The organism is Micromonospora sp. NPDC005197 (genome assembly GCF_040608295.1).
In the GTDB taxonomy this organism is placed as follows: Bacteria; Actinomycetota; Actinomycetes; order Mycobacteriales; family Micromonosporaceae; genus Micromonospora.
Genome location: NZ_JBEXHY010000004.1, coordinates 132690 through 144347, shown reverse-complemented (window position 1 = coordinate 144347; position 11658 = coordinate 132690). Strand labels below are relative to the sequence as shown.

General features: G+C 72.0%; 13 protein-coding genes. 4 read left to right on the top strand and 9 right to left on the bottom strand.

Features of this window, described 5'->3' with window-relative positions:
- Nucleotides 1-243 precede the first annotated feature (243 nt).
- The 5 genes from thpR to ABZU46_RS03495 all read right to left on the bottom strand — a co-directional run bounded on the left by thpR (nt 244) and on the right by ABZU46_RS03495 (nt 4887).
- Entirely contained in the window at nt 244-825 is a 582-nt protein-coding gene (gene thpR, locus ABZU46_RS03515) for an RNA 2',3'-cyclic phosphodiesterase (RefSeq protein WP_354854806.1), read from the bottom strand.
- 13 nt (nt 826-838) lie between these two features.
- Entirely contained in the window at nt 839-1348 is a 510-nt protein-coding gene (locus tag ABZU46_RS03510; protein WP_354854804.1) for a hypothetical protein, read from the bottom strand.
- A gap of 137 nt (nt 1349-1485) precedes the next feature.
- Nucleotides 1486-2769, bottom strand: coding sequence for an MFS transporter (locus ABZU46_RS03505; RefSeq protein WP_354854802.1), 1284 nt, complete (start codon nt 2767-2769; stop codon nt 1486-1488).
- Between the two features lie 73 nt (nt 2770-2842).
- Nucleotides 2843-3292 carry a MarR family transcriptional regulator gene (locus ABZU46_RS03500; protein ID WP_354854801.1) on the bottom strand — a complete coding sequence of 150 codons (450 nt, stop codon included), beginning with the start codon at nt 3290-3292 and terminating at the stop codon, nt 2843-2845.
- A gap of 116 nt (nt 3293-3408) precedes the next feature.
- Nucleotides 3409-4887, bottom strand: coding sequence for an NCS2 family permease (locus tag ABZU46_RS03495; RefSeq protein ID WP_354854799.1), 1479 nt, complete (start codon nt 4885-4887; stop codon nt 3409-3411).
- 89 nt (nt 4888-4976) lie between these two features.
- Between ABZU46_RS03495 and ABZU46_RS03490 the strand changes: the two genes are divergently transcribed.
- Nucleotides 4977-5222, top strand: coding sequence for a DUF2530 domain-containing protein (locus ABZU46_RS03490; RefSeq protein WP_354854797.1), 246 nt, complete (start codon nt 4977-4979; stop codon nt 5220-5222).
- 28 nt (nt 5223-5250) lie between these two features.
- Here the strand turns inward: ABZU46_RS03490 and ABZU46_RS03485 are convergent, their stop codons facing one another.
- Nucleotides 5251-6180 (bottom strand): DUF3027 domain-containing protein, encoded by a 930-nt coding sequence (locus ABZU46_RS03485; RefSeq protein WP_354854796.1) that lies wholly within the window; start codon nt 6178-6180, stop codon nt 5251-5253.
- Between ABZU46_RS03485 and ABZU46_RS03480 the strand changes: the two genes are divergently transcribed.
- Together ABZU46_RS03480 and ABZU46_RS03475 are read left to right on the top strand one after the other, a co-directional pair.
- Nucleotides 6179-7792 carry an MFS transporter gene (locus ABZU46_RS03480; protein ID WP_354854794.1) on the top strand — a complete coding sequence of 538 codons (1614 nt, stop codon included), beginning with the start codon at nt 6179-6181 and terminating at the stop codon, nt 7790-7792. The two genes, ABZU46_RS03485 and ABZU46_RS03480, sit on opposite strands and share 2 nt — an antisense overlap.
- Nucleotides 7789-8442 (top strand): futalosine hydrolase, encoded by a 654-nt coding sequence (locus tag ABZU46_RS03475; protein ID WP_354854792.1) that lies wholly within the window; start codon nt 7789-7791, stop codon nt 8440-8442. Before ABZU46_RS03480 ends, ABZU46_RS03475 begins: the two co-directional genes overlap by 4 nt.
- A gap of 13 nt (nt 8443-8455) precedes the next feature.
- Here ABZU46_RS03475 and ABZU46_RS03470 read toward each other — a convergent pair whose 3' ends face one another.
- On the bottom strand, nt 8456-9283 hold the full coding sequence (locus ABZU46_RS03470) for a GNAT family N-acetyltransferase (protein ID WP_354854790.1): 828 nt from the start codon (nt 9281-9283) through the stop codon (nt 8456-8458).
- Between the two features lie 469 nt (nt 9284-9752).
- Here ABZU46_RS03470 and ABZU46_RS03465 point away from each other — a divergent pair, with 469 nt between their 5' ends.
- Nucleotides 9753-10583 (top strand): 1,4-dihydroxy-6-naphthoate synthase, encoded by an 831-nt coding sequence (locus tag ABZU46_RS03465; protein ID WP_354854789.1) that lies wholly within the window; start codon nt 9753-9755, stop codon nt 10581-10583.
- Here the strand turns inward: ABZU46_RS03465 and ABZU46_RS03460 are convergent.
- Together ABZU46_RS03460 and ABZU46_RS03455 are read right to left on the bottom strand one after the other, a co-directional pair.
- The gene (locus ABZU46_RS03460; RefSeq protein WP_088986676.1) at nt 10544-10930 is read right to left on the bottom strand and encodes a cold shock domain-containing protein; all 387 of its coding nucleotides are present in this window, start codon (nt 10928-10930) and stop codon (nt 10544-10546) included. The genes ABZU46_RS03465 and ABZU46_RS03460 overlap by 40 nt on opposite strands.
- 27 nt (nt 10931-10957) lie before the next feature.
- Nucleotides 10958-11581 (bottom strand): HAD family hydrolase, encoded by a 624-nt coding sequence (locus tag ABZU46_RS03455; RefSeq protein WP_354854787.1) that lies wholly within the window; start codon nt 11579-11581, stop codon nt 10958-10960.
- Between the last annotated feature and the right edge of the window lie 77 nt (nt 11582-11658).

The following is an 11658-nucleotide window of genomic DNA, read 5'->3' as shown; positions in this document are numbered from 1 at the left end:
AGTCGGGCGCTCCTATGGCCCCGCGTTTTCTTTGTGCGGGTTGGCGGTATACCTCAGAGGTATGAATATGACTCTGAGGTATACCGCTCACCACCGCATCCGCCCCCATGGAGGTGACCGAGGGTCACCGCCGGCAGCCGGCTGCGCCCACCGCCCCAGCGAGGTTAGGCATTACTCGTCTAGCCAGGGCAAGCTCAGGCGCACGACGTTGCCGGCCGATGCCGTTCAAGCCGGCTCGACGAATCAGAGCGGCCAGGCGGCGAGCCGCTCGTAACGCGGTCGTGCCGACCCGAGGTGGCTCCGCATCAGCAGCAACCCCGTCGCCGGCCACTCCGGGCCCGCGTAGTCGTCCAGGGTCACCCTGTCGGCCTCGACGGCAGCCAACTCCACCCGGTCACCGGGCCGGGCGACGGTCAGGTGCGGCCGAAACGGCTTCTCGTCGTACGGCAACCCGGCCACGCGTAGCCGCTCCCGGACGAGCTGGGCCAGCTCGTGCAGCGCCTCGACATCGCCCCGGGCGTCCACCCAGAGCACCGTGCGGCGACCGTCGCCGAACACGCCACCGCCACCCAAAAGCAGCCGGGGCGGGGCGTCCCGGGCATCGCGGAACCGGTCGGCGGCGAGCCCGAGCGCACTCACCACGTCGACCAGCCGGGCGGCCTCGACGTCACCGAGGAACGCCAGGGTGATGTGCAGGTCCGCCGGGTCGGCAAGCCGCACCCGGACACCGGCGGCCGCCGCCGCGCCGACCCGCAGCCGCGCGATCTGCGCGCCGAGATGGCTGACCGCCCCGACGGGCGGATAGACCGCGACGAAGAGCCGCAAACTGTCGGACCGTTCAGCGGTGCCGTTGCCGGTGCCCGGCCCGGGCCGCCGGCAGGGTCAGACCGGCGGCGTGCAGGACGCCCTCCACCCGTACCCGTTCGATCTCCTGGTCGACGCCGGTCAACTCGGTGAGGTGTTCGGTGATCCCGAGGGCGCGGCAGGCCAGCCGGAGCCGGTCGTCGTACGCCTGGACCACCGCGCCGTGCCAGACCATCGACCGGCCGGTGCCGCCGAGCCGCTGACCGCCGAGGCGACGCAGGTCGGCGGCGAGCTGTTCCAATGGGCGACGGTCGGTGCGGTCGAACTCGCTGAGGTCGATGTCGCGGGTCAGCGCGTCGGCTTCGATGGCCCGGTCGAGGCGGGCGATGGTGCGTCGCTCCCGCCGGCGCTCTCGCCACTCGGACCAGGCGCAGACCACCCGGTCGATGATCTCGTCGGCGCAGAAGAGCAGGGCGAACGCCGCCGGGAGGCTGGCCACGGCGAGGAACGCCAGGGCAAGCATCAGCGCGCGTTCGACTCCCACATATCGACGCTAAGCCCCGTCGTGCCACCTCGCCAGCGATTTGGCCGCATCCGCGCTATCCGCCGATCGGGACTTCGCCGTGTTCTCCGAGCGTGCACGAAGGGCCCGTTCCGACCGGAAAGGGCCCTTCGCGTAGCTCAGCAGTCGGTGGAGGTGACGTAGAAGCGGGGCATGGGCAGCACCCGGAAGCGCAGTCGCGCACCAGAGCGGCGCAGTTGCCAGGTGAGCGCGATCAGCGCGGTGGCCAGCGAGATCAGCCCGCCCATCCAGATGCTCGCGCCGGCGCCGAAGTGCTCGGCGACCCAGCCGATCAGCGGTGCGCCGACCGGGTTGGTGCCCAGGAACACCAGCACCCACAGGGCCATCACCCGGCCCCGGAAGGCGGCGTCCACCCCGAGCTGGACGCGCTGGTTGGCGGCCTGGGCGAAGAAGACCATGAAGAAGCCGGTGGGCACGAGCAGCGCCACGACCAGCCAGTACGTCGACGCGAAGCCGACCAGGGTGCCGAAGCTGGCGCAGCCGATCGCGGCGCCGAGCACCAGCCAGACCGACGGGCGGCTGCGCCGGCCGGTGCCGCTGAGCGCCCCGCCCAGCGCGCCGACGGCCAGCGCGGTGCTGAACAGGCCGAAGGAGGCCGCGCCGGTGTGGAAGACCGTCTTGGCCAGCGCGGCGAGGGTGAGCTGGAAGTTGAACAGCGACATGCCGATCACCGACATGACCGCCATCGGCAACAGCAGGTCCGGCCGGCGCCACACGTACCGCAGCCCGTCGACGACCTTCGCGGACGCCCGCTCGTCGCGCGGCAGCAGGGCGTCGCGGTGCAGGTCGGCCGTCCGCATGCGGACCACGTTGACCAGCGGCGCGATGGAGCTGAGGGCGGTGAAGAGGAAGACCGGGCCCACGTCGAAGGCGGCGATGGCCAGACCGGCGACCGCCGGGCCGATGATCCGGGCGGAGTTGAACACGGCGGCGTTCAGCGACAGGGCGTTGGGCAGCAGCGGCGTGCCGACCAGTTCGGAGACGAACGCCTGGCGGACCGGGGTCTCCACGGCGTTGGCCGTGCCGAGCAGCGCGGCGAACGCGAAGACGTGCCAGAGCTGCACCAGATCGGTCAGCACCAGCAGGGACATCCCGAGCGCCAGCACCGTCCAGAAGGCGTTGGCGGCGAAGAGCAGCACCCGCTTGTCGTACCGGTCGGCGAGCCGGCCGGAGAGCAGGGTGAGCAGCAGCACCGGGGTGAACTGGAGCGCGGTGACCACGCCGAGGGCGGTGGCCGAGTTGTCGGAGAGCTCGAGGACGAGCCAGTCCTGGGCGATGAACATCATCCAGACGCCGATCAGCTTGATCAGCTGCCCGGATGCGAAGAGCCGGTAGTTGCGAACCTGTAGGGACTGGAACATCGTGCTCAGCTTGGCCTGCACTCTCGGTGCGCCTCCTCAAGGACGTACGCGTCATCGACAGGTGACGGCACGGCCGGAAGTGGCGCGCGCGGGCTCAGGCGCGAGCGAGCTGCTGGAGAATCTCGGCGGCCCTGTGCAGGGTCTCCCGTTGGTCCTCGTCGAGCGCGGCCAGCCGGTGGGCCAGCCATTCGTCGCGGGCCCGCTCGAACTGGTCGAGCACGGCCTGCCCTCCTTCGGTCGCCGCGAGGATGACCTGGCGACCGTCGGTCGGATGGGGGGTCCGCTGCACGAGGCCGCGGTCCTCCAACTTCGCGACGATCTTGGTCATCGTCGGTGGCTGCACCCGTTCGACATCGGCCAGTTCCCGGGGCGTCATCGCGCCCGCCAGCCGCAGGCTGGTGAGCGCGGAGACCTGGGTGACCGTGAGGTCGCCGACCGGCCGGGCCCGTCGGACCCGCCGGTTGAGTCGGGTGATCGCATCTCGCAACTGGGGAGCCAGCTGCGCCGGTGGCACGCGTTCCGCCGTCACCGTCCGCTCCGTCACGTTAGTTAGCTTAACTAATGAGCCTGGCTAACGACATCCGTTATGACCAGGCTCACGAGGATGTTCGTGCTGTTCCGGGCGGGGAATCACCCTCGACTCCCCGCCCGGACGACGCGTCAGAGGACCAACGACTCGATGGGCCCGCGCAGGAAGTACAGCACGAAGAGCGCGGCCACCCCGTACAGCAGCGGGTGGATCTCCCGGGCCTTACCCTTCGCCAGCTTGACGACCACGAAGGTGATCAGACCGGCGCCGATCCCGTTGGAGATCGAGTAGGTGAACGGCATCAGCACGATGGTGAGGAACGCCGGGATGGCGATCTCGTAGTCGGACCAGTCGATCGTCCGTACCGCGGTCATCATCAGGAAGCCGACCACCACCAGGGCCGTCGACGCCGCCTCGAACGGCACGATCACCACCAGCGGCGCCAGGAACATCGCCAGCAGGAAGAGGACGCCGGTGACCAGGCTGGCCACGCCGGTCCGGGCGCCCTCCCCGACACCGGCGGCACTCTCGATGTACGACGTGTTGCTGGAGGTGCTGGCCGCACCACCGGCCGCCGCCGCGATCGAGTCGACCAGCAGGATCTCCTTGGCCTTCGGCGGGGTGCCCCGCTCGTCGAGCAGGCCACCCTCCTGACCGACCGCCACCATCGTGCCCATGGTGTCGAAGAAGTCCGTGATCAACAGGGTGAAGACGAACATCAGCACGACCACCCAGCCGGCCCGGCCCCACGAGTCGAGCACGTTGAACTTGCCGAGCAGCGACAGGTCCGGCACGTCCACCACCGTCTTGGGCAGCTCCGGCACGTTCAGTGCCCAGCCCTTCGGGTTGGGCTTCCCGTCGACGAACGACGGGCCGATGTTGGCGACCGCCTCGACGATGACCGCCAGCACGGTGGAGGTCAGGATCCCGATCAGGATCGCGCCCTTCACCCGGCGCACCACGAGCACCAACGTGAGCAGCAGGCCCACCACGAAGACCAGCAGCGGCCAGCTCACCAGCTTGCCGCCGATGCCCAGGCCGACCGGCACGGTGGTGTTCGCGACGTCCGGGATCCGCCGGACGAAGCCGGCGTCCACCAGGCCGATGATGGTCAGGAAGAGGCCGATGCCGACGCCGATGGCCGTCTTCATCTGCGTGGGCACCGCGCGGAACACCGCGGTACGCAGGCCGGTGAGCACCAGCACGGCGATGAGCACACCCTCGATCACCACCAGGCCCATCGCGTCGGCCCAGGTCATCTCGGGGGCGATCTCGTACGCCACCAGGGCGTTGACGCCCAGACCGGCGGCGAGCGCCAGCGGGAACCGGCCGACCACACCCATCAGGATGGTCATCAGGCCGGCGACCAGCGCGGTCGCCGCGGCCAGCGCCGGAATCGGGAGGGACTTGCCGTCACCGTCGACGGCACCGCCCAGGATCAACGGATTGAGCACCACGATGTACGCCATCGTGAAGAAGGTCGCCAGGCCACCGCGTACCTCACGGCTCAACGTCGAGCCGCGGGCGGAGATCTCGAAGAACCGGTCGAAGCCGTTACGCGGGTGAGCGGGGTCGGGAGGTGTGCCGTTCTCGGGCGGCGCTACTGCCATCAGGGTCCTCGCAGGTGATCTTCCAGTTGTCGCGCGCATCGTCCCAGATCACCGACGGGCAGGGGAAGCGGATCGCGTACGCTTGCCCGATGCCGAACGACCAGCCACCGCGTCCCGCGCCGCTGGACCCACCGATGGTGCCGTTCGCCGTCGCCGGGCTGATCGCATGGGCGGTCGTCGGGCTGGTATTGCTGGTCTTCTTCCGGGGCTGGCTGACCGAGCACGACCACGAGAACTGGCTCTGGACCTGCCTGGCCGGTTTCCTGTGGGGGTTCCCCGGCCTCGCCGTGATGATGCGTCACGACGCCAACCGACGCCGCCGCCGCGCGAGCTGACGGCACCCGGCCGCGCCGGAGCGAACGCTCAGGGGTGCCCGTACGGCTCCGCCGGCTCGGCTGCCTCCACCGAACCCGGGGCACGGCTGACCGACATGGCCTCCACCGCGCTGTCGTCGTACACCGTCGGAAGATCCTCCACCGCGGTCTCGGCGGCCTCGATCAGCGTCTCGGAGTGGGCGCCGCAACCATGGTCGGCGCTGACCACCCGGCCGTCGTCCGGGGCGTAGAAGTTGCCGCACGCGCCGAAGGCCTGCCGCATCGCACCGGCCAGCGGCAGGTAGAAGCCGCAGGTGCCGCAGCGGGCGGCGGCCGGGGCGGCGACGGAGATGGCCGCCGTGGGGCCGTGGTCGCCGTCGTACCAGCGCTGCGCCGCGTCGGCGCGACCCTCCCGGGAGAGCACCCGGGCCCGACCGAGACCAAGCTCCCAGGCCGTCTCCTCGACCGCCGGGTCGTCGGAGAGCAGATAACCGGGGGCCAGCCGCTCGTCCTCCGGGGAGGTCGGCAGCAGGTCACCCGGGCCGAGGTCACCCGGCTTGAGCCGCTCCTGCCAGGGCAGCCAGCCGGGCGCGAGCAGCGCGTCCGGGCCGGGCAGCAGCACGGTCTCGCAGATGGTCACCGTGCGGCTGCGCGGAACGCGGGTGACGGTGACCGCCCACCGCCAGCCGCGGTAGCCGGCGAGGCGGCATTCGAAGTAGTGGGTGACCAGCCGTTCACCCTCGGCCACGACCTGCAGGTGGTCGCCGACATCGTCGGCGTCCACCTCGGTGATGCCAGCGCGGGCCACCTCGACGGCGGCGGCGCAGACCTGGTCGAGACGGGCGGCACGGGTGGAGGCGGGCCTGGTCACCCGACCATTGTTCCCCATGCTCCCCGCAGAGGTGACAGGGACTCCCGGGGAACCTTTCACCGCAGTGGTGCGGCGTACCTGGATCAGATGGGCGAGGATGGTGCACATGCCGCCGTACTCCCGCTCCGGGCGATCCGTCCTCGGGCGGACCGTCGGCACCGGCATTCGGGCCGTCCGCCTGCTCCTGCGTGGTTCGGTGGGCAGCGGCCGCTGGGTGACCCGCCGGGCCGGTCGGGCCCGGACGCGGGGCGCCGGCGGCGAGGTCGGCATGGTCCGCCTGTTCGATCTGCACGCCGTCTCCTGCGCGGGCGACACACTGATCGCCATCGGCCTGGCCGGGACGATCTTCTTCAACGTGCCGCTCGGCGAGGCCCGCAGCAAGGTCGCGCTCTACCTGCTGGTGACCATGGTGCCGTTCGCGATGCTCGCCCCCGTGGTGGGCCCGCTGCTGGACCACTTCCGGCACGGCCGGCGGTACGCGCTGGCCGCGACCATGCTCGGCCGGGCGTTCCTGGCCTGGCTGATCTCCGACTACATCCACGGCTTCGGGCTCTATCCGGCCGCGTTCGGTGTGCTCGCGCTGTCGCGTGCCTACGGCGTGGCACGGTCCGCGGCGGTGCCCCGGCTGCTGCCGGAAGGGCTGGGCCTCTCCCAGGTGGGCGCACGGGCCAGCGTCTACGGCACGGTGGCGGGGGCGCTCGTGGCCCCGATCGGGTTGGCGGCCTTCTGGTTCGGGCCGCAGTGGCCGCTGCGCGTCGCGTCGGTGATCTTCCTGATCGGCATGGTGATCTCCCTGCGGCTGCCACCGAAGGCGGACTCGGAGCCACCGGAGCGGGTCCCCCGCGCGCTGCGCGCGCTGGGCCGCCGCGAAGACCGGCCGCTGGGCCGGGGCCGACCCGCCGGGCGGCTGGTGATCGCCACCCTGATCGGCGCCGCGACGCTACGCGCGGTGTACGGCTTCCTGCTGCTGTTCCTCGCCTTCGCCATCAAGAAGGGCGACCTGACCACCGGCGTGTTCGGCCGCGACCTGGGCGCGGAGTGGGCGCTGGGGCTGATCGGCGGCGCGCTGGCCGTCGGCAGCTTCCTGGCGACCGCCGTCGGCACCCGGTTGCGCATCCACCGACCGACCGCCATCCAGTCCAGCAGCATGATCATCGTGGCGGGAGTGGCGGTGCTCGCCGTCATCCAGTTCTCGCTGTCGATGGTGGCCCTGCTCTGTCTGGTCACCGCGCTGGTCAGTGGGGTGGCCAAACTCGCCGTGGACGCCTCGATCCAGGAGCGCATCCCGGAGCGGCTGCGGGCCAGTTCCTTCGCGCACTCCGAGACGGTGCTGATGCTCGCCTTCGTCGTCGGTGGTGGGCTCGGGCTGGTCCCGTTCGACGGCCGTACCGGCATCGCGGTCGCCGCCGGCGTGGGCATCCTGGCCGCCGTCCGGGGGGTGGTGGTCGCCGCCCGGCTGCGCGCCGAGAAGCTCGCCGGCCGGCCGCTGGGTGACGACGAACTGACTGAGGACGAGCCGGCCGAGGACGAGCCGGTTGCCCAGCCCGCGGACGTCGCCCCCACCTCGCCGGCTCCAAACCAGGCCAACTCTCCGCAGCACGACGAGCCGGGGCTGGCACCGCCGGGCTACCACATCTACCGTCCCTCCTCAGCGGTCGGCGGCCCGGGCGGCGGAGCGGACGACGAGACCCGCCGGGAATCCCCCGGCTCGCTCTCGTGACCGGCGGCCTGCTGGTGGTGACGGCGGTGCCGGCCGAGGCGGACGCCGTACGGGCCGGGCTGACCGACGCCAGCGTCACCGTCGCCCCGATCGGGGTGGGCCCGGCGGTCGCGGGTGCCGCCACCGCACGGCTGCTGGCCCTGGCCGAGGCGGCCGGTCGCCCGTACCGCGCGGTGGTCAGCGCCGGCGTGGCCGGCGGCTTCACCGGGCGGGCCGCGGTCGGCGACACGGTGCTCGGCACCGCCAGCATCGCCGCCGACCTGGGCGCCGAGTCACCCGACGGCTTCATCGGAGTCGACGAGCTGGGCATGCCGCCCGCGTTGCTCGGCGGCGGCAGCGTGGTGCCCGCGGACCCGGGTCTGCTCGCGGCACTCCGGGCGGCCCTGCCGTCGGCGACGACCGGCCCGGTGCTCACCGTCAGCACGGTCACCGGCACCGCTGCCAGCACCGATGAGCTGCGTCGCAGGCATCCGGAGGCGGTCGCCGAGGCCATGGAGGGGTACGGGGTCGCGGTCGCCGCCGCGCAGGCCGGGGTGCCCTTCGTCGAGCTGCGCACCATCTCCAACCCCATCGGCCCCCGTGACCGGGACGCCTGGCGGCTGCGCGAGGCCCTCACCGCGCTGACCGCGGCAGCTCCGGCGCTGCGCTGACCACGGGCGCTCGTCACACCTCGAGCATCAGCGCCGACGGCCTGCTCGCCTGCAGCTCGAACCCACAGGCGAGAAGGAACTCGACGTTGCCGAACTCGGCGACCGCGTGGGCGGCGCGAATGCCGGCACGTGTCATCTCCTCCGCCAACAGCTCGACAAGCCGCCGCCCGACGCCAAGCGCCCGCAGGCCCGGAGCGACGACCACACCTTCCAGCACCAACTCACGCCGGTCGTCCAGATCCTCGCCGAGGAGCAGATCGACGCTCCGCTCATGAGCCCGCAGCTCACCGACCGGCCCACCGCCGGGCACCTCGGCGAGGAACCGCCAGGACGTGGCCGGCAGCCCGTCGGATACCCGCCGGAAGATCATCTGCGCACGCGCCTCCGACCGCCACCGCCGTCTGTCCCGCCGCGCCCGATCCAGGTCGTAGGTCAACTCCGGAACCTTCACCGGCCACAACTTCTCCGGGAGCGTGTACGAGTGCACCCACCAGGCGCCCGGCCAGTCCTTGAGGGTTCGGACCCGGCGGACGTCGAGGTGGGCGGGGTACCGGCGGTCAGCCTCGTCCCGTGGCTCGTCGGCCGGCATGCCCAGCAGTCCGCCGCCCGCGGAACCGTCGCCGTCCCCGGGTAAGCGGAGCGCGAGCTCGCCGCCCGCGGCCGCGACCAGCCGCGCCACCGTTCGAAAGGCGGGCCCGCCACCCTGGCCGGCCTCGATGCGTGCCAGCGTGCTCTTCGGGACCCCGGACCGCTCGGCCAACTCCCGCTGGCTCAGATCGGCACGTCGACGAAGATCACGCAGCGCCGCGCCCACATCGATCGCATCCCCTCCGGCTGCCACCCGCTCATGGTTTTCTGCTCGGCGAGCGTCGTCAACAGGCCCCCCTCCGCCTGTGGATAACCATGTGGACAACGTCGCCGCCGCTGTGGGTATCCCCTCGGTCGGGCCCTGTCGAGCTGCCCCATGGGTGGGGCGGCTGCATGGGGCGGGACACCGCCACCAGGATCGCCACTCGGTGCCCACTCACGGCCACGCCACCGCCGCCACCGCTCGCCGGGGGCGCTGACCTCGCCCCATATCTGGGGCAGCTCGACAGGGCGCGACGTGACCTCACCCACCCCGGACCGAAGCCCGACCGGCCACCCCGCCTGAGCTGAACGGAAGCACCCCGCCGAGCCCGACGGCGATACCGCCGCAGCCCGCCGGGAGGCCGGGAGGCCGGCGCCGGGCGGGCCGGCCAGCCCGTCGTGGATCACAGTGGGCGGGGTGTGCGCGAGCTGTTGGCCGGGGGCGGGGCTAACGTGAGGGCGTGGCGCTCTCCCTGGCGATCTCGCCCTGCCCCAACGACACGTTCGTCTTCGACGCCCTGGTGCACGGGCGGGTGCCCGGTGCGCCGCCGGTCGAGGTGACGTACGCCGACGTGGACGTCACCAACACGGCGGCCGAGCGGGGTGCGTTCGACCTGGTGAAGGTGAGCTACGCGGCGCTGCCCTGGCTGCTCGACGACTACCACCTGCTGCCCTGCGGGGGCGCGCTCGGCCGCGGGTGCGGGCCGCTGGTTCTCACCAGGGGCGACCGCGCCGACCTGACCGGCGCCACGGTGGCGGTGCCCGGTGATCGGACGACCGCGTACCTGCTGTTCCGGCTCTGGTCGGCCGGGCAGTCGCCGGCCCGGATCGAGGTGGTGCCGTTCCACGAGATCATGCCGGGCGTCGCGGCTGGTCGCTACGACGCTGGGTTGGTCATCCACGAGGCCCGGTTCACCTACCACCGGCACGGGCTGACCGCGCTCGTCGACCTCGGCGAGTGGTGGGAAGCCGACACCGGGCTGCCCATCCCGCTCGGCGCGATCCTGGCCCGGCGCGGCGCGGTGGACCCGGTGGCAGCGGCCGGATGGATTCGCGAATCCGTCCGGCAGGCCTGGGCGGATCCGACGGCCAGCCGGGAGTACGTGCTCGCGCACGCCCAGGAGATGGAACTCGACGTGGTGGACCGGCACATCGGCCTCTACGTCAACGAGTTCACCGCCGACCTGGGCGAGGCCGGCTTCGCTGCGGTGACGGCGCTCCTCGACCGCGCCGCCACCGCCGGCCTGGTGCCTCAGACCTCCAGCTCGCGCGCCACCGCGTGGACCAGCTGAGCGATCTTCTGCGCGGTCTTTTTGTCCGGGTACCGGCCCCGGCGCAGGTCCGGCTGGACCTTCGCCTCCAGCACCTTGATCATGTCCTCGACGAGGCCGTGCAGCTCCTCGGCCGGCCGACGTCGCAGCTCCGCCATCGACGGCGGCGCGTCCAGCAGCTTGACGCCCATGGCCTGCGCGCCCCGGCGGCTGTCCACCACGCTGAAGTCGACCCGCTGACCACCCTTGAGGTCGGTGACGCCCGCCGGCAGAGCACCCTTGGGCAGAAACACGTCGCCGCCCTCATCACTGGTGACGAAGCCGTATCCCTTGGCCGTGTCGTACCACTTCACTCGACCCGTAGGCACCTGAAAACCCCTGCTTCACTTGAGCCGCTACTGCTCCCAGGCTAGCTGGATCATGCCGTCGAGCGCCGCTGGGAATCCGGTGAGATCGTCCAGCACCACGCTCGCCCCCGCCGCACGCAGCTCATCCGGGGAGCACGGCCCGGTCGCGACAGCGATTCCCGGCACCCCTGCCACGCCCGCCGCCACCATGTCCGCCACGTGGTCACCGACGTAGTGGGTCGCGCCGTGCTCCCGCAGCGCGGTCGCCTTCTGCTCGGCGAACAGGTCACCCGCCAGCTCGTCCACCACGAGGCCGAGGTGATCCAGGTGCAACCGGGCCAGTCGGCCAATCTTGGACGTGACGACGAGCACCCTTCCGCCCCGGGCACGGATCGCGTCGATCGCCTCCCGCGCGCCGGGCAGCGGCACCGTCGGTGTGATGGCGTACGCCGGATACAGCTCCCGGTACGCCTGCACGGCCGACTCGACCTGCTCCGGCGGGAACCAGTGCGCGATCTCGGTGCGCAGCGGCGGGCCGAGCCGGGACACGGCCAGGTCGGCGTCCACCGGTACGCCCGTCCTGGCGGTCAGCGCCCGGTAGGCCGCGGCGATGCCGGGGCGGGAGTCAACCAGGGTCATGTCGAGATCGAATCCGACGGTCAGCGCGGGCATGTCGAGAAACGTACCCGGCGACCTTTGACCGCCCGGACGTCCGAGGGGCGCGACTGCCCCACCCCGGGCTAGCGTGG

Coding starts and splice junctions, on each gene's coding strand:
- ABZU46_RS03495 (WP_354854799.1), bottom strand. CDS start 4,887: ATGGCAGTAGCGCCGCCCGAGAACGGCACACCTCCCGACCCCGCTCAC.
- ABZU46_RS03490 (WP_354854797.1), top strand. CDS start 4,977: ATGCCGAACGACCAGCCACCGCGTCCCGCGCCGCTGGACCCACCGATG.
- ABZU46_RS03480 (WP_354854794.1), top strand. CDS start 6,179: ATGCCGCCGTACTCCCGCTCCGGGCGATCCGTCCTCGGGCGGACCGTC.
- ABZU46_RS03485 (WP_354854796.1), bottom strand. CDS start 6,180: ATGTGCACCATCCTCGCCCATCTGATCCAGGTACGCCGCACCACTGCG.
- ABZU46_RS03455 (WP_354854787.1), bottom strand. CDS start 11,581: ATGCCCGCGCTGACCGTCGGATTCGATCTCGACATGACCCTGGTTGAC.